The sequence below is a fragment of the Kitasatospora sp. NPDC048407 genome (assembly GCF_043200475.1).
Taxonomy (GTDB): domain Bacteria; phylum Actinomycetota; class Actinomycetes; order Streptomycetales; family Streptomycetaceae; genus Kitasatospora.
Genome location: NZ_JBICXW010000023.1, coordinates 9,041 through 28,230 on the forward strand (window position 1 = coordinate 9,041; position 19,190 = coordinate 28,230).

A 19,190-nucleotide genomic window follows, 5' to 3' on the forward strand; every position below is an offset into this window, starting at 1 on the left:
ACGTCCGGCCCGGCGCCCTCGGCGTTCCGCCAGCTCAGGTGCACCCCACGGTCCCATGGCGGACGCTGCCGCTACCGGCCGGTGTTGCCTGGCCCGGCGCCCTCGGCGTTCCGCCAGCTCAGGTGCACCACGGCTCCGCAGGGGCTGCTGCCACAACTGGCCGGTGTCGTCCGGCCCGGCGCCCTCGGCGTTCCGCCAGCTCAGGTGCACCCCACGGTCCCATGGCGGACGCTGCCGCTACCGGCCGGTGTTGCCTGGCCCGGCACCCTCGGCGTTCCGCCGACTCACGTGCACCACCGTTCCACAGGGGCGCTTCCGCGGCTCACCGGCCCGGATCGCCATTGCGGACACGCCGCACTCGCAGGCAAACCACCCGCCAGCCGCGTCCCCAACCTCACAGGACAGAACATCTAGCCGCCCACTCGTGCACCCGCCAGCCAGGTGCACCGCGGCTCCGCAGCGGCTGCTGCCGATACTGGCCGGTGTTGCCCGGCCCGGCGCCCTCGGCGTTCCGCCGACTCACGTGCACGACCGTCCCACAGGGGCGCTTCCGCAGCTCACCGGCCCGGTCTAGCCGCCCACTCGTGCACCCGCCAGCCAGGCGCACCGCGGCTCCGCAGCGGCTGCTGCCACAACTGGCCGGTGTTGCCCGGCCCGGCGCCCTCGGCGTTCCGCCGACTCACGTGCACGACCGTCCCACAGGGGCGCTTCCGCAGCTCACCGGCCCGGTCTAGCCGCCCACTCGTGCACCCGCCAGCCAGGTGCACCGCGGCTCCGCAGCGGCTGCTGCCGCTACTGGCCGGTGTTGCCCGGCCCGGCGCCCTCGGCGTTCCGCCGACTCACGTGCACGACCGTCCCACAGGGGCGCTTCCGCAGCTCACCGGCCCGGTCTAGCCGCCCACTCGTGCACCCGCCAGCCAGGCGCACCGCGCCTCCGCAGCGGACGCCACGGCTACCGGCTGCCGGCCCGCCACCCTCGGCGTTTCGCCGGCTCACGTGCACCGCTGCCGCTCAGAGACGCTGCCGCAGCTCATCCGGCCCTCGGTTCTTGTTGCCAGCACTCTGGCGCCCACCGTGCTACGCCGGTCAGCCCGTTGCTCGCGCACCATCCAACTGGGCGCGCCACCGGCCTGCGTCGGCTGTGCAGGTTGTCGGCCCGGTCCGGCCTGCGGGCCGTGCTCCGCCAACTCGCATGCGCCACCGCTCCATAGAGGCGCTGCTGCTCGCCGGCCGGGCTGTCTTCAGCGCCCTGGCGCCCGGCGGCCAGCCCGTTGCTCGCGCACCATCCAGCTCGGCGCGCCCCCGGCCTGCGGGCCGTGCTCCGCCAACTCGCATGCGCCACCGCCCCGCAGAGGCCCCGGCCGCAGCTCACCGGCCTGGTTCTGGCGGTTCGAACGTCCTGGCATCCGCCGTGCTTCGTCGGCTCGGGGTCCCACCGGTCCGATGCGTCGCCCTGTGCCGCCGCTGTACCGGCGGTCCGCCCGCCACTCGTGGCCTGTGGGGGTTCGCCAACTCGGGTGCCCCGCTGTCCCGCTGAGGGCAGTTGCTCTGTGTGTCCCGGTGTTCCCGGGCCGTGGAAACGCGTGTGCCCCCGCCGGGTGGGCGGGGGCACGGGCGGTGGGGGGTGTCAGCTGCGGCGGAGGGCCTCGGTGAGGCGGTTGGCGGCTTCGATGATGGCCTGGGCGTGGAGGCGGCCGGGGTGGCGGGTGAGTCGTTCGATGGGGCCGGAGACCGAGACGGCGGCGACGACGCGGTTGGAGGGGCCGCGGACGGGGGCGGAGACGGAGGCGACGCCGGGCTCGCGTTCGCCGATGGACTGGGCCCAGCCGCGGCGGCGGACGCCGCTGAGTGCGGTGGCGGTGAACCGGGCGCCCTGGAGGCCGCGGTGGAGGCGCTCGGGCTCTTCCCAGGCGAGCAGGACCTGGGCGGCGGAGCCGGCCTTCATCGGGAGGGTGGAGCCGACGGGCACGGTGTCGCGGAGGCCGGAGAGGCGCTCGGCGGCGGCCACGCAGATGCGCATCTCGCCCTGGCGGCGGTAGAGCTGGGCGCTCTCACCCGTCACGTCGCGCAGGTGTGTGAGCACCGGGCCGGCCGCGGCGAGGAGCCGGTCTTCGCCTGCGGCTGCGGAGAGTTCGGCGAGCCGGGGGCCGAGGATGAATCGGCCCTGCATGTCCCTGGTGACCAGGCGGTGGTGTTCGAGTGCGACGGCGAGTCGGTGGGCCGTGGGGCGTGCCAGGCCGGTGGCGGCGACCAGCCCCGCCAACGTGGCGGGGCCCGACTCCAGTGCGCTCAGCACCAGAGCGGCCTTGTCGAGAACGCCGACGCCGCTAGTGTTGTCCATGTCTCGATACTGCAGTCTCAATCAGCGAGACGCAAGTTCAATCTTCCGAGAAAAGCGCCACTCTGGAGTCAGCAGCCAGGGAGAACACCCAGCGCGGAGCCGCACCACGGTGTCCGCATGCTGGACGGTCCGGCGTGCAGGTCACGATGCCGAGCGAGCCTCACAGGGCGGCACGGGACAAGACCTCGACGATCACGAGAAGGCCGGCAGAGCGGCCGGCTGGAGGGAATCCGATGGGACGGACACTCGCAGAGAAGGTCTGGGACGACCACGTCGTCCGGCGCGCCGAAGGCGAGCCCGACCTGCTCTACATCGATCTGCACCTGCTGCACGAGGTGACCAGCCCGCAGGCGTTCGACGGCCTCCGGCTGGCCGGTCGCCCGGTTCGCCGTACCGATCTGACGATCGCCACCGAGGACCACAACACCCCGACCCTGGACATCGACAAGCCGATCGCCGACCCGGTCTCCCGGGTGCAGTTGGAGACGCTGCGCAAGAACGCCGAGGAGTTCGGCGTGCGCATCCACTCGCTGGGCGACGTCGAGCAGGGCGTGGTGCACGTGGTCGGCCCGCAGCTGGGTCTGACCCAGCCGGGCATGACCGTGGTGTGCGGCGACTCCCACACCTCGACCCACGGTGCTTTCGGCGCACTGGCGTTCGGCATCGGCACCAGCCAGGTCGAGCACGTGCTGGCCACCCAGACGCTGCCGCTGGCGCCGTTCCGGACGATGGCGATCACCGTCGAGGGTGAACTGCCCGAGGGCGTCACCGCGAAGGACCTGATCCTGGCCGTGATCGCCAAGATCGGTACCGGCGGCGGCCAGGGCTACGTCCTGGAGTACCGCGGTTCGGCGATCCGCAGCCTCTCCATGGAGGCCCGGATGACCGTCTGCAACATGTCCATCGAGGCGGGCGCCCGGGCCGGCATGATCGCCCCGGACCGCACCACCTTCGACTATCTGCAGGACCGTCCGCACGCCCCGCAGGGCGCGGACTGGGATGCCGCGGTCGCCTACTGGGAGACCCTGGCCACCGACGAGGACGCGGTGTTCGACGCCGAGGTGTTCATCGACGCCGCCGAGTTGACCCCGTTCGTCACCTGGGGCACCAACCCGGGCCAGGGCGCGCCGCTGGGTGCCAACGTGCCGAACCCGGCCGACTTCGAGGACCCGCAGGAGCGGATCGCCGCCGAGAACGCCCTGAAGTACATGGGCCTGGAGGCCGGTACCCCGCTGCGCGAGGTCAAGGTCGACGCGGTGTTCGTCGGCTCCTGCACCAACGGCCGGATCGAGGACCTGCGGGCCGCCGCCGCGGTGCTGGAAGGTCGTCAAATCGCCGACGGCGTAAGGATGCTGGTCGTTCCGGGCTCGGTCCGGGTCGCCCTGCAGGCGGTCGAGGAGGGCCTGGACAAGGTGTTCACCGCCGCGGGTGCCGAGTGGCGGCACGCCGGCTGCTCGATGTGCCTGGGCATGAACCCCGACCAGCTGGCCCCGGGCGAGCGTTGCGCGTCCACCTCGAACCGCAACTTCGAGGGCCGGCAGGGCAAGGGCGGCCGTACCCACCTGGTGTCGCCCCAGGTTGCCGCCGCCACCGCGCTGCTGGGCCGCCTGGCAGCCCCTTCCGACCTGCCGCACAATGTCGCCGTGGAGGCCTGAGCCATGGAGAAGTTCACCACCCACACCGGCCGCGCCGTCCCGCTGCGCCGCTCGAACGTGGACACCGACCAGATCATCCCGGCCCATTGGCTGAAGAAGGTCACCCGTTCCGGTTTCGAGGACGGCCTGTTCGAGGCGTGGCGCAAGGACGACGCGTTCGTGCTCAACCTCCCTGAGCGGCAGGGCGCGACGGTCCTGGTGGCCGGCCCCGAGTTCGGCACCGGCTCGTCCCGCGAGCACGCCGTCTGGGCGCTGCAGAACTACGGTTTCCAGGCCGTCATCTCCTCCCGGTTCGCCGACATCTTCCGCGGCAACTCGCTGAAGAACGGCCTGCTGACGGTGGTGCTGCCGCAGGAGACCGTGGACCGGCTCTGGGAGTTGACCGAGGCCGACCCGACCGCGGAGATCACCGTCGACCTGGAGGCCCGCGAGGTTCGCGCGGCCGGTGTGACGGCCTCGTTCGAGCTCGACGACAACGTTCGTTGGCGTCTGCTGAACGGCCTGGACGACATCAGCATCACGCTGCAGAACGAGGCAGATGTGGCCGCGTTCGAAGCGAAGCGGCCGTCGTTCAAGCCGCGTACTCTCCCGGCTGCCTGAGTCACCGCTTTCTGACGCTCGGACAACAAGACCCGCCCCCCTCCGGGGCGGGTCTTCGTTGTTCGCAGGGGAGTTCGTCACCCGTGAATAGACCCTGGTTCTGCGCAACTGCGTACAGATGGCACAATCGTTGCATGCACCACAACCCCGAACCGCCGTACCCGGGTGGCGAACCCGCGTCTGCGGAGGGTCGGGACGGTGATGCCGACTCGGAAGTCACCCTGCTCCACGCACTGGTGGCCGAGCGGTTGAAGCAAGCCCACGCCCGCGTTCACGCGCTGAACGTGTCGACGGACGCAAAGACCGCTCTCACCCGACAACTGCTGATCGTCACGGAGACCGCCAAGCGTGATCTCCCGGAGGCGGCACGGCGGTTGAGTCGCTTTGTGCAGGACCTCGACGAGGGGCGGATGCCGCCCCGGTGAGCTCCTCCATGCGCAAATATGTTGCGACACTAGGGTGATTCACGCGTTTGGTAATTGAAAGTCCGCAGATACATACCTAACGTGCGAAAAGAACGGATGGAATCATCCGGCGCCCGTTTCCGAAGGGGAAGACGTGAACAAGGCTCAGCTTGTCGAAGCGGTGGCCGAGCAGCTGGGCGGTCGCAAGGCTGCCGCAGAGGCCGTCGACGCAGTGCTCGACACCATGGTGCGTGCCGTCGTGGCGGGTGACCGGGTGTCGGTCACCGGCTTCGGCACCTTCGAGAAGGTGGAGCGCTCGGCGCGCTTCGCCCGCAACCCGCAGACCGGCGAGCGGGTCAAGGTCAAGAAGACCGCCGTTCCGCGGTTCCGCCCCGGTCAGGGCTTCAAGGACCTGGTCTCCGGCAGCAAGAAGCTGCCGAAGGAGGGCCCGTCCGTCAAGAAGGCCCCCAAGGGCTCGCTGACCCCGGGCAAGTCCGGTGTGGCCGCCACCCCGGCCGCCAAGCGCGCCGCGACCAAGCGGGCCGCCGCTGCCGCCGCCCCGGCGACCAAGAAGACCGCCGCCAAGAAGACCGCCACCACCGCGGCCAAGAAGGCCACGGCGGTCAAGAAGGCCACCACCACGAAGACCACCGCGGCGAAGACCACCGCCAAGGCCACCTCCGCCAAGACCACCGCGGCGAAGAAGACCACCGCGGCCGCCACCAAGAAGGCCGCCGCCGCCAAGAAGACCGCTCCGGCGAAGAAGACCACCGCGCGCAAGACCACGGCGCGCAAGTCCACCGCCAAGTAAGTCGCACCGAGCCTGGTGCCGGAACAGCCGGCGCCGGGGCGGTCAGGCCGTGACGGCCCCACGCCAGGGGAAACCCGGGACCCGGGGCCGTCGCGGCCTTTTCGCGCCCCCGGACGGGCCGTTGGGGCGCCCGGACGGGCTGTCGGGACGGGCTGTCGGGACACCCGGGCGAGCAGGCGTCCTCGGGCCCGGGCGAGCAAGTCTTCGGCCCGGGCGGGCAAAGGGCCGCGGCGGGCCGGGAAATACCGCAGGCCGCGCGGAATTACTTCGGCTGTTCCACCGCGAGGTCGTAGATGATCTCCCAGCGGGAATCCGGAATCACCAGATCAGCGGTCTCCACCGGCCGGTCGGAGTCGTCCAGATACGTGCGCTCGATCAGCAGCACCGGATCTCCGGTGCTGATCCCCAGCAGATTCGCCTGCTCCGCCGTCGCCCGCCCGGGACGCGGCCGTTCCTCCGCGCGCACCACCCGCACGCCGATCGAGGCCATCCGCTCCACCACGCCGTGTCCGGCCAGCGGGCCCAACTCCGGTAGCAGTACGGGAGTTCCGCCGGTGATCGCCATCGGCTCCCAGGATTCGGCGAGTTGGACCGGCTTGTGCTCCAGCGTGAACTCGTAGCGGGTGTGGACGGTCAACTCGCCCGGCTCGATGCCCAGTCGGCGGGCCACCGCCGGCGGCGCCTCCACCCGGGCCTCGCTGTGGGACTCCCAACTCCCGTCCGGCACAGCGGACATCGGGAACGCGGCGACCGTGCGGGCGCGTCGCACCGGCAGTCGCTCCACCGGCTCGCGCAGATACGTCCCGGAACCCGCCCGGCCCTCCAACAGGCCTTCCGCGATGAGGACTTCCTGCGCTCGCTGGAGCACGTTGGCCCCGACGCCGTAGCTGAGCGCGAGCTGCGCACGGGACGGCAGCCGCTCACCGATCGCCCACTCCCCGTCCGCGACCCGGCGGCGCAGATGGTCAGCGATGCGGAGGTACGGAGGGTCCTGTGACGGCATCTGGCATCTCCCGGCGGAAGGCGAGACCTGCCGGATCGCGACAGGACGGGTGATTCAGCTTGACAATCTAATGCATCAGGAGGAATCTAATGGCTTAGATTCACTTTGCGTGATCGGCCGACTGCGGGGGAGAGGCGTGGCGTGCGAACCACCAGGGTGTTCGACCTTGCATCCAGGCTCACCGCCGCCACCGGAGCCGAAGCCCGTATCCGACGCCTCCCCGGCGGCGGTTACCGGGTGGAGGCCACCCTCCCCGGAAACCCGGACGCCGAGGCCCATTTGGTGCTCCTCGACGTGCTCGCCGAGGCCGACCGCTACGGACATCGCCACACCGCCCGGTCCCACACCATCTGGGCCGAACTCGACCCGCCACAGGAGCCGCCGTGAAGGGCCCGCAGTCCGGATACGCCGTCAGTATCGAAGGCATCACCGAATCGGCCTCGTTCGCCTCGCTCGCCGACGCGCTCGCCTCGCTCTGGGGCACTCTGCGGACGCTCCCGCTCGGTTGGACGCAGTACGAGGCCTACCGCTACTTCTTCGGCCCGGGCGCCGCGCAGCGCACCGAGGGATTCCTGGCCCGTGACGGCCATCTGCTGCTGAGCTTCGTCCTGCTCGGCCACAACCGGGCGATCCGGGTGCTCCCCACCACCACCGGCCCGCTGCAACTCGCCCCGAAGCGGCTGGAGTTGCTCAACACCCCGGCCGTTGTGGCGCTCTGCCTGCACGACGCGCCCGCGTACCCGGACCCGGGGAGCCCCCTCCCGCGCAGCGCCTGACCGAAGTCCGGTTGCCGGGGCGGTCGTTGGGCGACGAGTCAGGCCGACTCGGGGTCCGGGAAGGTGGGGAGGGTGAGGAAGGTGACGCGGCGGTCGGCGCCCTCGCCGGTGGTGCGGATCCGCAGGCGCTGGCCCGGGCGGAGGAGCCGGAGGCCACCGGCGTCGAAGGCAGGCGCGTCGAAGGGGAGGGGCGTGCCGTCGTCGAGCAGGACCGAGCCGGAGCGGGTCGTGGGGTCGAAGGTGAACGCGGTGGCCTGCATGGGAAGCAGCATAGAGCTTCGGAGCAGGGCACCGGTGGCCGGGCCGAGGCCCAGCCGGTGGGCGACGGCCAGGTCCTCGGGGGTGTCGACGTCGCGCCGGACGGACGGTACGCCGGGGAGGTGGAGTTCGGTCGCCCCGCCGGCCGCGTGGCGTTCCCGGGAGCCGGGCCCGAAGGCCGGGCGGAGCGGGGTGCCGGGCGGTCCGGCGAGCAGCACCGTCCCGGTGCCGGGGGCGTCCGCGAGGAAGGCCCGGCGCTGCGCGGGTACGGCGGCGAGGACGCGGGCGAGTTCGGCGGGCCGCAGCGCCGGCAGGTCCGCGGAGAGCGTGGCGACGGGGGAGCCGGGGTGTAGCCGGTGTGCGGCGCTACTGCCGTGCGAGAGCGCCGGGTTGAGCCCGTCGCCGGGTTCGTCGTCGAGGACGGTCGCCCCCAGCGCACGCAGCGCACTCGCGGCGCGCGGATCCCGTCCGACCACCAACACCCGTTCGACCACCGGGCAGGCGAGCGCCGCGGCGACGGTGTCCAAGGCGAAGGCGAGGGCGAGCCGGGGCCGCAGTTCCCCGAGCGCCGCGAGGCGGCTCTTCGCCTCGGCGAGCGGCTTGACGGGGACGATCAGCGTCCAGCCGGTGCCGTCCGGTCGCCGCCCGGATCCGCTGCCCGGGACGGACGGGCGGACGGTGCCTGGGCGTACGGTGTCCTCTGTCATCGGCGTCATTGTGACGTCGGCCGGGGCGGCCTGGCCAGCGGTTCCGGGTCGTCCGGGCCGTCGGCGGGGCGCCTGTGGGCCGGTGGCGGCGGTGGCTGCTCGACACGGACTTCCCTCGCGGGTGAGACTGGTCGGCGCCTCGGAGCCGTGCCCGGCCCCCGGCGAGGGAGAGAGATCAGCGGCACCGCTCGGGCGGCTCGCCGCGCGAATGAGGAGGAGCTGGGGTGGCCCGCCGCTCTAACGCCAGGTTCGGAAACGCCGACTACGGGATTTGGTACCGCCTGGCGGCGGCGCTCGTGAAGCCGGTGACAAACGCCCTGGCGAAGACGGACTGGCGGGGCTGGGAGCACCTGCCCGAGAAGGGCGGCTTCATCGCCGTCGTGAACCACAACTCGGTGATCGACCCGGTGTTCTACGGGCACTGGCAGTACAACTCGGGCCGCCCGCCCCGGATACTCGGCAAGTCCTCACTGTTCCAGGTGCCGTTCATCGGATTCATGCTGCGCAAGACCGGCCAGATCCCGGTGTTCCGGGACTCCACCGACGCCGCCGACGCGTTCCGGGCCGCGATCGCCGCGGTCAAGAACGGCCAGTGCGTGCAGTTCTACCCGGAGGGCACGCTCACCCGCGACCCCGACATGTGGCCGATGACGGGCAAGAGCGGCGCCGCCCGGGTCGCGCTGATGACGGGCGCGCCGGTGATCCCGGTCGCGCACTGGGGCGCGCAGGAGATCATCCCGCCGTACGGCAAGGGCGGAAAGGGCAAGTACCACCTGTTCCCGCGGCACAAGGTGACGGTCGCGGCCGGCCCGGCGGTCGACCTGAGCAAGTACCAGGGCCAGGAGATCACCGCCCAGGTGCTGCGCGACGCCACCGACGACATCATGGCGGCGATCACCGCCGTGCTGGAGGGGATCCGCGGCGAGCAGGCTCCTGCCGAGCGCTACGACATGCGCAAGGCCGCCAAGGACCGCGCCACGGCCGCCGAGGCCAAGCGCGAGCGCGCCGCCAAGGAGGGTGACCGATGACCCGCTGCGCCGTGATGGGGACGGGCTCCTGGGGCACCGCCTTCGCGATGATCCTGGCCGACGCCGGCTGCGAGGTGACCCTGTGGGGCCGCCGCCAGGAACTGGCCGACGCCATCAACAAGGAGCACGTCAACCGGGACTACCTGCCCGGCCTGACGCTCCCGGACACGATCCGGGCGACCACCGACGCCGCCGCCGCACTGACCGGCGCGGACTTCGCGGTGCTCTCGGTGCCGTCCCAGACGCTGCGCGACAACCTCGCGCACTGGGCACCGATGCTGGCCCCGGACACCGTGCTGGTCAGCCTGATGAAGGGCATCGAACTCGGCACCGCGAAGCGGATGAGCGAGGTGATCGAGGAGGTCGCGCAGGTCGGCCCGGAGCGCGTCGTGGTGGTGTCCGGCCCCAACCTGGCCGGCGAGATCGCCAACCGGCAGCCCGCCGCCACCGTGGTCGCCTGCACCGACGAGGAGGTCGCCAAGCGGTTCCAGAAGGCCTGCCACACCCCGTACTTCCGCCCGTACACCAACACCGACGTGGTGGGCTGCGAGCTCGGCGGCGCGGTGAAGAACGTGATCGGCCTGGCGGTCGGCATGGCCAACGGCATGGGCCTGGGCGACAACACCAAGGCCACCCTGATCACCCGCGGCCTGGCCGAGACCACCCGCCTGGGCCTGCGGCTGGGCGCCGACGCGCACACCTTCGCGGGCCTGGCCGGCATGGGCGACCTGGTGGCGACCTGCTCCTCGCCGCTGTCCCGGAACAACACCTTCGGCACCAACCTGGGCCGCGGCATGACGGTCGCCGAGACCATCGCGGCGACCAGCCAGACCGCGGAGGGCGTGAAGTCCTGCGAGTCGGTGCTCGACCTGGCCCGGCGCAACGGCGTGGAGATGCCGATCGTCGAAGCCGTGGTCGACGTGGTGCACAACGGCCGGCCGACCCAGGAAGTGCTGAAGGGCTTGATGGCCCGTTCGGCCAAGCCGGAGCGCCGGTGACCGGAATCGGACGGTAGTCTCAACGCCGATATGAGCATCGAACAGACCTCCCCGAACCAGTCGGCCAAGCCGCGCGTCGCGATCGTCTTCGGCGGCCGGAGCTCCGAGCACGGCGTGTCCGTGGTCACCGCCGCCAGCGTGCTGCGCTCGATCGACCGCAGCAAGTACGAGGTGCTGCCGATCGGCATCACCCACGAGGGCCGCTGGGCCCTGGTCGGCGACGAACCCGCCCGGATGGCGATCACTGACGGCCGGATGCCCGACGTCGACCAGGTCGCCGAGTCCACCGAGGGCCAGGTGGCGCTGCCCCTCGCCCCCGGCAACCGCGACGTGGTGTGGAGCGAGCCCGGCTCCACCCCCAAGGTGCTCGGCGAGGTCGACGTGGTGCTGCCGCTGCTGCACGGCCCCTGGGGCGAGGACGGCACCCTGCAGGGCCTGCTGGAGCTCTCCGGGGTGCCGTACGTCGGCTCCGGCGTGCTGGCCAGCTCGGTCGGCATGGACAAGGAGTTCACCAAGCGGATCATCGAGTCGCTCGGCCTGTACGCGGGCGAGTACACGGTGGTCAAGCCGCGCGACTGGCAGACCGAGACCGGCCGGGCCGCCGCCCGCGAGCGGATCGCCGCGCTCGGCCTGCCGCTGTTCGTCAAGCCCTGCCGGGCCGGCTCCTCGATCGGCATCACCAAGGTCAAGGACCTCGCCGACCTGGACGCCGCGATCGACGAGGCCCGCCGCCACGACCCCAAGGTGATCGTCGAGAAGGGCGTCGAGGGCCGCGAGATCGAGTGCGGCGTGCTGGAGTTCGAGGACGGCCCGCGCGCCTCGGTGCCCGCCGAGGTGCTGGTCGACGCCGACTTCGAGTTCTACGACTTCGAGGCCAAGTACATCGACTCCTCCGAGGTCGAGATCCCCGCGAAGCTCACCGACGCCGAGCGCACCGAACTCCAGCGGCAGGCCGTCGAGGTGTTCGACGGCCTCGGCTGCGAGGGCCTCGCCCGGGTCGACTTCTTCCTGCTGAACGACGGCCGGTGGATGGTCAACGAGATCAACACCATGCCCGGCTTCACGCCGATCTCCGCCTACCCCAAGATGTGGGAGGCCACCGGCGTGCCCTACGCCGAGCTGATCGACCGCCTGCTGGCCGCCGCGCTGCGCCGCTCCACCGGCCTGCGCTAGTTCCTAGGCGCCGTCGCCGAAGCAGTCCGAGTCGGCCTTCCCGTCGATGATCGGGATGGTCGACCGGATGGCTTCGGTGTACGAGCTCAGCGGGTCCGCGTAGTTGGTGTACGCGCCCGCCGGGACGTGCACCTCCACGTACGCCTTGCGCAGTCCGGTGGCGAACCAGTAGCCGCCGTCCCCGTCCTCGTTCAGGCCCCAGCTGACCTCGTCGATGCACGGGCCCTTCCGCGCCGAATTCATGTAGTCCGGCCGCTCCCCGCCGCAGGTCAGTACGGTGCGCGGCGAGGACGCCCAGGCGGCGGTGTACGGCGAGGCCGGGGACGGGTCCTTGCGCGGGTGGCCGAGCACGTCCGCGGGCAGCTTGGCGTCCAGTGCCTCGCAGTACTGCGCGACCTGAGCCTCCGGCGTCGGCGGTTTGACGTCCGGGTCGCCGCTCCAGGTGAAGGCCAGTAACGCCGTGCAGGCCAGGAGGACGGTCGGCGGTGCGAGCCAGCGGACCGGTGCGGGGAGGCTGTTCAGGAGCTCACGTGAACGCATCCGTCGATGGTAAGCGCCCCTACAGGCGGACCACCGGACAGGTCAGGGTGCGGGTGATGCCCTCCACCTGCTGCACCTTCGCCACCACAAGACGGCCCAGGTCATCGATGGATTCGGCCTCGGCCCGGACGATCACGTCGTACGGACCGGTGACGTCCTCGGCCGTGATCACGCCGGGGATCTTGGAGATGGACTCGGCGACCGCGGTGGCCTTGCCCACCTCGGTCTGGATCAGGATGTACGCCTGCACCACAGTGGACCTCCAGGCGGCTGGGTGGGGGGAGTTGCTGACCGGCAGTCTGATCACCACGCTACCGCGCGACAGCGGCACAGGGGAGACCTCGGGACCCCTTGAGGGCGTACGCTGCCGCGCGGGGGGCGCACCCCAGACGGATCACGTGAAGAACGCGGGAGGACGGGCTGATGCAGGGGACCGTGGGCGAGCTCGGCGAGTTCGGGCTCATCCGGGAGCTGACCGCACGGCTGCCGATGACGCCGGCGGTGGAACTCGGGCCCGGCGACGACGCCGCCGTGGTCAAGGCCCCCGACGGACGGGTGGTGGCCACCACCGACGTACTCATCGAGGGCCGGCACTTCCGCCGCGACTGGTCCACCGCGTACGACGTGGGCCGCAAGTGCGCCGCGCAGAACCTCGCCGACATCGCCGCGATGGGCGCCGTCCCCACCGCCCTGCTGCTCGGCCTGGTCGCCCCCGCCGACCTGCCCACCACCTGGGCCACCGAACTGATGGACGGCCTGCGCGACGAGTGCCAGGTGGCCGGCGCCACCGTGGTCGGCGGCGACGTGGTCCGCGGCGACACCATCACCCTCGCCATCACCGCCCTCGGCGACCTGCAGGGCCGCCGCCCCGTGGTGCGTTCCGGCGCCCAGGTCGGCGACGTGGTCGCCGTCACCGGCTGGCTCGGCTGGTCCGCGGCCGGCCTCACCGTCCTCCAGCGCGGCTTCCGCTCCCCGCGCGCCTTCGTCGAGGCGCACCGCCGCCCCGAACCGCCGTACCACGCCGGCCCCGCCGCCAGCGACCTCGGCGCCACCGCCATGGTCGACGTCTCCGACGGGCTGGTCGCCGACCTCGGCCACGTCGCCCGGGCCAGCGGCGTGGACATCGACCTGCGGGCCGCGGACTTCGACGTCCCCGCGCAGATGGCCGACATCGGCCAGGCCGTCGGCGTCGACCCGCTGGTGTGGGTGCTGTCCGGCGGCGAGGACCACGCGATCGTCGCGACCTTCCCCAAGAGCGCCGGCCTCCCGGCCCGCTGGCGGCAGATCGGCGAGGTGGTCCGCCCCGCCCGACCCGGCCGCGGGGGAGTGGTCACCGTCGACGGCGCCCCCTGGGACCGCACCGCCGGCTGGGACCACTTCGCCGAGGGCTAGGCCGCCCGTGGCTACCCCTCGGTAAGCTCGTGAACGCGTAGGGTGGCGGCTGTTGGGCGGGCCGGCGATGGCGGCGGTCCGGTCTCCACCTACGCGGGGGCCCGCGCCCCCGGGAGCAGGAGAACACAGCCACCATGCGCATCGGCGTTCTCACCAGCGGCGGCGACTGCCCCGGACTCAACGCGGTGATCCGCTCCGTCGTCCACCGCGGCACCGACGTCCACGGCGACGAGATCCTCGGCATCGAGGACGGCTTCCTCGGCCTGATCGAGGGCCGCGCCCGCCCGATCTCGCACGACGACGTCACCGGCCTGCTCACCCTCGGCGGCACCATCCTCGGCTCCGCCCGGGTGCAGCGCGAACGGATCCGCTGGGCGGTCGAGAACTCCGCCGAACTCGCCGCCGAACTCGGCATCGACGCACTGATCGCGATCGGCGGCGAAGGCACCCTGACCGCCGCCGAACTGTTCAGCGACGCCGGACTGCCGGTGGTCGGCGTCCCCAAGACCATCGACAACGACATCGACGCCACCGACGTCACCTTCGGCTTCGACACCGCCGTGCACGTCGCCACCGAGGCCATCGACCGGCTGAAGACCACCGCCGAATCCCACCAGCGCGTCATGGTGGTCGAGCTCATGGGCCGGCACACCGGCTGGATCACTCTCACCGCGGGCATGGCCGGCGGCGCCCACGGCATCCTCATCCCCGAGAAGCCCTTCGACATCGAGGCCGTCGCCAGGATGATCGAGGACCGCTTCCGGCGCGGCAAGAAATTCGCCATCGTCGCCGTCGCCGAAGGCGCCCAGCCGCTGCCCGGCACCCTGCGCTTCGAACACGGCCAGGTCGACCGGTTCGGCCACCAGACCTTCGGCGGCATCGGCACCCGGCTCGCCATGGAACTGGAGAACCTGCTCGGCAAGGAGGCCACGCCGGTCATCCTCGGCCACACCCAGCGCGGCGGCACCCCCACCGCACTCGACCGGGTCCTCGCCACCCGCTTCGGCTGGCACGCCGTCGAAGCCGTCCACCAGGGCGCCTTCGGCCACTTCACCGCCCTGCGCAACACCGGGATCCGGCTCACCCCGATGTCCGACGGCGTCGCCCGGCTCAAGACCGTCCCGCCGGACCGCTGGACCGAATCCGAGGCCGTGCTCTGACACGTTTCCCCCGGTGGATAGGTTGGGGCGCATGACCACCAACACCGCCCCGCCCCGGGTGCTCACCGTCGCCGGCTCCGACAGCGGCGGCGGTGCCGGCATCCAGGCCGACCTCAAGACGATGCTCGCCCTCGGCGTCCACGGCATGAGCGTCATCACCGCCGTCACCGCGCAGAACTCGCTCGGCGTCCAGGGCTACTGGGAACTGCCCGCCGAAGCCGTCCGCGCCCAGTACCGCAGCGTCGTCGACGACATCGGCGTCCAGGCGATCAAAACCGGCATGCTCGCCTCGATCGAACTCGTCGAAACCGTCTCCGCACTCCTCACCGACGCCCCCGCCCCCGTGGTCGTCGACCCCGTCGGAGTCTCCAAGCACGGCGACGCGCTACTCGCCGCGGAGGCCGTCGCCACTGTCCGCGAGCGCCTTCTGCCGGTCGCCACCCTGGTCACCCCCAACCTGCACGAAGTGACCCAACTCACCGGCCTCGAGGTCACCGACGAGAGCCGGATGCTCGACGCCGCGAAGGCACTCCGCGACCTCGGCCCCCGCTGGACCCTCATCAAGGGCGGCCACCTCGAAGGCGAAGCTGCCGATCTCCTGCTCGGCCCCACCGGCGAAACCCACTGGTACCGCGCCCCCCGCCACGACAACCGCCACACCCACGGCACCGGCTGCACCCTCGCCAGCGCGATCGCTTCGCAGCTGGCGAAGGGCGAGCCGATGCCCACGGCTGTCGCGAACGCCAAGTCGTATGTGACGGGCGCCATCGAGCACGGCTTCGCACTGGGTTCCGGCATCGGGCCGGTGGACCACTTCTGGGAGCAGCGGAACGGCAGATTCCAGACTCGCTAATCGGTGCGCCGGTGGGTCAGCACGGTTCGGAGGGCGGCGAGGATGTCGAGAGTGCGACGGACCCCGGAGAGCGGTTCGAGGTGGCGAGTATGTGCCCAATCGCGGAGTGAATGAGATTGCTACGCACAAGGAAATCCGCCCTACGAGAACCTGCATGCTAGGCGGGTTTGGCCGGCCCGTCGTGGGTCGGAACGATGCCGTCAGTTACTGCGGATTCCGATCCGTCCCAGCCTGTGGGCGTTTTCCAAACCGAAGCGATGTTGAGGGTGGAAAGGAATTCGGTGTATGCCGGGCCGATGTCTTCGGTGAACAATGCAACGAGACTTGGTGAATCTCCTTCCTTGTGCAGGAAGTGCCGATAATAGAAGAGCTGCGCGAGTGCCTCGCGGACTGCACCTGTCGTGTTTCCGTCGCGGACAACTTTGGCCTCGACCAGCCAAGACGAGCCGGTTCGGGACAGCATCAGGTCTCGAGGGTGGTGTTTCGTTGATGCGCTGAATCCGGCCGGGGAAAGGGCGGGCGCGTATTCGCCGATCAGCCACTCATGACGTCGCTGCCGCACCTGCTTTCCGCCGGCCACTATGGCCGTGTAGTCGGAGTGGTCCTTGGGGTAGAAGTCTGCGAGTAGGTCCTGCTCGCGGGTCTCCACGGTAGAGAGGAGGGTGCTTGCCCCCTTTTCGAAGGGGGAGAGCGCGGCGCGTGCTGCGATGGCTCGGTCGTACACGCCGGCGAGGCGCCATAGATCGCTACGAAGGTCGGATTCGGAAGGGAGCGTGTCAATACTGTAGTGTCGCGCTGCGATATTTCCGGCCTCGTAGCCCGTCTGCCGCCATCCGTTGGACTTTAGGTTGACGGAAAACTCCCACTCGGACAGCAATTCGGCCGGAAGGAGTTTACGGATTCTATTTGCCTGCGTCCGGAGATGTCCCTCAGATATGGCTCGCCGATTCTGAGTTCCCTTGAGTTCTTCGCGTAGCCTGGTGATCCCCTGCAGAAGCATTAGCGTGGTGCTGCGGAGATCTTTGGAGAAAAGATAGACGATGTAGAGTCCGTTTGACGGATCTATCGTTTCGTCGGGATTGAAGAACCCCACCCATGGAGTAAATGTCGGCCCACCCTTTCCGCCGCTGCCGGTCACCTTGTAGCCGGCGGGCGCGAGGTGTGTGAGATGAGCCGGGGCGCCACGCAGGAGCTTTTGCGCAGAAGAGTCCATTCCCTCTGTGTAGCTGTACGTGTGCGCTACCTCGAGCAAGTAGTCGCGCAGGTTCATCTGACCCCCCTGATCGAGACCTGAAGATTCGCTTACCCTATCCGTCGATCGGCGTCGATGGGGCGAGCTTTTTCTTGTCCCCGAAGCAAAGCAGAAAAGCCCGAGAACTGGCCGCACTCCCCTGAGGAAGTGCGGCCAGTTCTCGGGTCAAGAAGGTGACCGGCGGACCGGTCAGCGCGTCAGCGCGAGACCTTACCGGCCTTGATGCACGAGGTGCAGACGTTGAGCCGCTTCGGCGTGCGCCCAACCACAGCGCGCACCGTCTGGATGTTGGGGTTCCAACGACGGGGGGTGCGGCGGTGCGAGTGGGAGATGCTGTTGCCGAAGCCCGGGCCCTTGCCGCAGACGTCGCAGTTGGCTGCCACAGGAGTCACTCCAAGACTTCAGATTCACGAACTTGAAAGCCCGGGTTGTTCCAGGCAACCGGGAGAGCATACAACGGTGACTCCCGCTCAACGAAACTACCACGATCGCGGAGGTGATCGTTCCCGCGACCTGCAGTGGAGGGTGCCGCAGGCGTCGTCGTGGGGGCCGATAACCTGCCAGCATCGCCCCTCGCCACCGCGTCCCGTCGCGTTCTCGTGGCGTTCACCCGGAGGAGACCTGGTGCTGGACACCCTCGACGCCCCGGCCGTCCGTACCTGGTGCCGGCTCGCGCTGGCGGCCCTCGGCCAGGCCCGCGAGGAGATCGACGCGCTGAACGTCTACCCGGTCCCGGACGGCGACACCGGCACCAACCTGTATCTGACCGTGGAGTCCGCCGCCGAGGCGCTGGACGCGCTGTTCGCGGAAGCCGTCGAGGAGCAGCCCGCGCTGGCGGCCGCCGCCACCGCCGCGGCCCGGGGGGCGCTGATCGGGGCGCGCGGCAATTCGGGTGTGATCCTCGCGCAGTGGCTGCGCGGTCTCGCCGAGGTGCTGGCGGAGGGCGGCGAGCTGGGGGAGGCCCTCGACAACGGTGCGCGCTCGGCGTACCTGGCGGTCGCGGAGCCGGTCGAGGGGACCCTGCTGACCGTCGCCGCGGCCGCCGCCGGTGCCGCGCGGGCCGCGGACGGCCTGACCGGTCAGGCGAAGGAGGCGTACCGGGCGGCCCGGCAGGCGCTGCTGCTCACCCCGGACCAGCTGTCGGTGCTCGCCGAGGCGGGGGTGGTGGACGCCGGCGGTCGTGGCCTGGTCGCGGTGCTGGGCGCGCTGGTGGACGCGGTGTCCGGGCAGCAGCCGATGGGGCCGGTGGCGCTGCGGCGGGAGGTGGACCCGGTGGTGGTGGCCGGCTGCGAGGGGCACGAGCGTCCGCCGGGGCCCGGCCATCCCGCGTTCGAGGTGATCTACCTGCTGGAGGCCGAGGACGGGCAACTGCCGAGGCTGCGCGAGCGGCTGGGGCAGCTCGGCGACTCGCTGGTGATCGGCGGCGGCGACGGCCTGTGGAACGTCCATGTGCACGTGAACGACGCGGGCGCTGCCGTGGAGGCGGGCGTCGAGGCGGGCCGGCCGTACCGGATCCGGATCACGCACTTCGCCGAGGCGGCGGCCCGCGCGGGCGAGCGCGAGGAGACCGTCTCGCACGGGCGGGCGGTGCTGAGCGTGGTGTCCGGCAGCGGGCTGGCCCAACTGTGCGAGCAGGCCGGTTCGGTGGTGCTCGCCGCCGACCCGGACCGGGCCCCCGCCAGCGCCGAACTGGTCGCCGCCGTGCACCGCTGCGCGGCCCGCGAGGTGATCCTGTTGCTCAACGACCCCGAACTGCGGGCCGCCGCGGGCGCCGCCGCCGACCAGTTGCGCGAGGAGGGCGTGCGGATCGCCGTGCTGCCCACCCGTTCGCCGGTGCAGGGCCTGGCCGCGCTGGCCGTGCACGACGCCGGCCGCCGCTTCGACGAGGACGTGGTCGCCATGACGTCCGCCGCCGGCGCCACCCGGTACGCCGAACTCGCCGTCGCCGAGGGCGAGTCCTGGACGATGGCCGGCGTCTGCCAGGCCGGTGACGTGCTCGGCCTGATCGACGGCGACGTCGCGGTGATCGGCCACGACCTCACCGAGACCGCGCTCACCGTGCTGGACCGGATGATCGCCGCGTCCGGCGAACTCGTCACCCTGGTACTCGGCGAGGACGCCCCCGCCGAGCTCGCCGACCGGCTGATCGCGCACGCCAGGCGCACCCGTCCCGAGGTCGACACCGTCGCCTACCAGGGCGGCCAGGAGGCCGCGCCGCTGCTGATCGGCGTCGAGTGAG

At 71.1% G+C, this 19,190-nt stretch carries 19 protein-coding genes and 1 pseudogene; 13 read left to right on the forward strand and 7 right to left on the reverse strand.

Translation table 11 applies throughout. The annotated features are described in order from the left end of the window. Window positions 1–1,627 precede the first annotated feature (1,627 nt). On the reverse strand, window positions 1,628–2,341 hold the full coding sequence (locus ACGFWJ_RS30510; protein WP_035866446.1) for an IclR family transcriptional regulator: 714 nt from the start codon (window positions 2,339–2,341) through the stop codon (window positions 1,628–1,630). Between the two features lie 233 nt (window positions 2,342–2,574). Between ACGFWJ_RS30510 and leuC the strand changes: the two genes are divergently transcribed. From leuC to ACGFWJ_RS30530, 4 genes are all read left to right on the forward strand, one after another. Then, window positions 2,575–3,996 (forward strand): 3-isopropylmalate dehydratase large subunit, encoded by a 1,422-nt coding sequence (gene leuC, locus ACGFWJ_RS30515; protein WP_392955275.1) that lies wholly within the window; start codon window positions 2,575–2,577, stop codon window positions 3,994–3,996. Between the two features lie 3 nt (window positions 3,997–3,999). Next, the gene (leuD, locus tag ACGFWJ_RS30520) at window positions 4,000–4,596 is read left to right on the forward strand and encodes a 3-isopropylmalate dehydratase small subunit (RefSeq protein ID WP_392955277.1); all 597 of its coding nucleotides are present in this window, start codon (window positions 4,000–4,002) and stop codon (window positions 4,594–4,596) included. Window positions 4,597–4,730: 134 nt separating this feature from the next. After that, entirely contained in the window at window positions 4,731–5,021 is a 291-nt protein-coding gene (locus ACGFWJ_RS30525) for a hypothetical protein (protein ID WP_380488856.1), read from the forward strand. A gap of 133 nt (window positions 5,022–5,154) precedes the next feature. Further along, a complete protein-coding gene (locus ACGFWJ_RS30530; protein ID WP_387649204.1) occupies window positions 5,155–5,811 on the forward strand; it encodes an HU family DNA-binding protein in 657 nt (218 codons plus the stop codon). Window positions 5,812–6,073: 262 nt separating this feature from the next. On the opposite strand, the gene ACGFWJ_RS30535 is transcribed toward ACGFWJ_RS30530, so the two are convergent. Then, the gene (locus ACGFWJ_RS30535) at window positions 6,074–6,814 is read right to left on the reverse strand and encodes a GntR family transcriptional regulator (protein WP_392955280.1); all 741 of its coding nucleotides are present in this window, start codon (window positions 6,812–6,814) and stop codon (window positions 6,074–6,076) included. A gap of 141 nt (window positions 6,815–6,955) precedes the next feature. On the opposite strand from ACGFWJ_RS30535, the gene ACGFWJ_RS30540 reads away from it, so the two are divergent. Together ACGFWJ_RS30540 and ACGFWJ_RS30545 are read left to right on the forward strand one after the other, a co-directional pair. Further along, window positions 6,956–7,201: a hypothetical protein gene (locus ACGFWJ_RS30540; protein ID WP_380488859.1), complete on the forward strand. Its 246-nt coding sequence runs from the start codon at window positions 6,956–6,958 to the stop codon at window positions 7,199–7,201. Beyond that, window positions 7,198–7,590 carry a hypothetical protein gene (locus ACGFWJ_RS30545; RefSeq protein WP_392955282.1) on the forward strand — a complete coding sequence of 131 codons (393 nt, stop codon included), beginning with the start codon at window positions 7,198–7,200 and terminating at the stop codon, window positions 7,588–7,590. The genes ACGFWJ_RS30540 and ACGFWJ_RS30545 overlap by 4 nt, the downstream gene beginning before the upstream one ends. Before the next feature lie 254 nt (window positions 7,591–7,844). Here the strand turns inward: ACGFWJ_RS30545 and cofC are convergent. Further along, window positions 7,845–8,555 (reverse strand): annotated as a pseudogene (cofC, locus tag ACGFWJ_RS30550) (2-phospho-L-lactate guanylyltransferase); the annotation flags it as partial. A gap of 224 nt (window positions 8,556–8,779) precedes the next feature. On the opposite strand from cofC, the gene ACGFWJ_RS30555 reads away from it, so the two are divergent. The 3 genes from ACGFWJ_RS30555 to ACGFWJ_RS30565 are packed head-to-tail and all read left to right on the forward strand — an operon-like array spanning window position 8,780 to window position 11,754. Beyond that, on the forward strand, window positions 8,780–9,583 hold the full coding sequence (locus ACGFWJ_RS30555) for a lysophospholipid acyltransferase family protein (protein ID WP_392955284.1): 804 nt from the start codon (window positions 8,780–8,782) through the stop codon (window positions 9,581–9,583). Next, entirely contained in the window at window positions 9,580–10,581 is a 1,002-nt protein-coding gene (locus ACGFWJ_RS30560) for an NAD(P)H-dependent glycerol-3-phosphate dehydrogenase (RefSeq protein WP_387649215.1), read from the forward strand. The genes ACGFWJ_RS30555 and ACGFWJ_RS30560 overlap by 4 nt, the downstream gene beginning before the upstream one ends. A gap of 30 nt (window positions 10,582–10,611) precedes the next feature. Then, a complete protein-coding gene (locus ACGFWJ_RS30565; RefSeq protein WP_392955286.1) occupies window positions 10,612–11,754 on the forward strand; it encodes a D-alanine--D-alanine ligase family protein in 1,143 nt (380 codons plus the stop codon). 3 nt (window positions 11,755–11,757) lie between these two features. Here the strand turns inward: ACGFWJ_RS30565 and ACGFWJ_RS30570 are convergent, their stop codons facing one another. Together ACGFWJ_RS30570 and ACGFWJ_RS30575 are read right to left on the reverse strand one after the other, a co-directional pair. Next, window positions 11,758–12,294 carry a DUF3515 domain-containing protein gene (locus ACGFWJ_RS30570; protein WP_392955288.1) on the reverse strand — a complete coding sequence of 179 codons (537 nt, stop codon included), beginning with the start codon at window positions 12,292–12,294 and terminating at the stop codon, window positions 11,758–11,760. Window positions 12,295–12,313: 19 nt separating this feature from the next. Next, entirely contained in the window at window positions 12,314–12,547 is a 234-nt protein-coding gene (locus ACGFWJ_RS30575) for an Lrp/AsnC family transcriptional regulator (protein ID WP_387867605.1), read from the reverse strand. A 170-nt stretch (window positions 12,548–12,717) separates the two neighbouring features. Here ACGFWJ_RS30575 and ACGFWJ_RS30580 point away from each other — a divergent pair, with 170 nt between their 5' ends. From ACGFWJ_RS30580 to thiD, 3 genes are all read left to right on the forward strand, one after another. After that, window positions 12,718–13,686 (forward strand): thiamine-phosphate kinase, encoded by a 969-nt coding sequence (locus ACGFWJ_RS30580; RefSeq protein WP_387649227.1) that lies wholly within the window; start codon window positions 12,718–12,720, stop codon window positions 13,684–13,686. Between the two features lie 134 nt (window positions 13,687–13,820). Continuing rightward, on the forward strand, window positions 13,821–14,846 hold the full coding sequence (locus ACGFWJ_RS30585; RefSeq protein WP_387649230.1) for an ATP-dependent 6-phosphofructokinase: 1,026 nt from the start codon (window positions 13,821–13,823) through the stop codon (window positions 14,844–14,846). 31 nt (window positions 14,847–14,877) lie between these two features. Continuing rightward, window positions 14,878–15,699 carry a bifunctional hydroxymethylpyrimidine kinase/phosphomethylpyrimidine kinase gene (gene thiD / locus ACGFWJ_RS30590; RefSeq protein WP_392955291.1) on the forward strand — a complete coding sequence of 274 codons (822 nt, stop codon included), beginning with the start codon at window positions 14,878–14,880 and terminating at the stop codon, window positions 15,697–15,699. 157 nt (window positions 15,700–15,856) lie between these two features. On the opposite strand, the gene ACGFWJ_RS30595 is transcribed toward thiD, so the two are convergent. Together ACGFWJ_RS30595 and rpmB are read right to left on the reverse strand one after the other, a co-directional pair. Further along, window positions 15,857–16,969, reverse strand: a complete 1,113-nt coding sequence (locus ACGFWJ_RS30595; RefSeq protein ID WP_392955293.1) for an MrcB family domain-containing protein — start codon at window positions 16,967–16,969, stop codon at window positions 15,857–15,859. Between the two features lie 179 nt (window positions 16,970–17,148). Beyond that, on the reverse strand, window positions 17,149–17,334 hold the full coding sequence (gene rpmB, locus ACGFWJ_RS30600; protein WP_073813963.1) for a 50S ribosomal protein L28: 186 nt from the start codon (window positions 17,332–17,334) through the stop codon (window positions 17,149–17,151). Window positions 17,335–17,575: 241 nt separating this feature from the next. Between rpmB and ACGFWJ_RS30605 the strand changes: the two genes are divergently transcribed. Further along, a complete protein-coding gene (locus ACGFWJ_RS30605; RefSeq protein ID WP_387649236.1) occupies window positions 17,576–19,189 on the forward strand; it encodes a DAK2 domain-containing protein in 1,614 nt (537 codons plus the stop codon). The last annotated feature ends 1 nt before the right edge of the window (window position 19,190 follow it).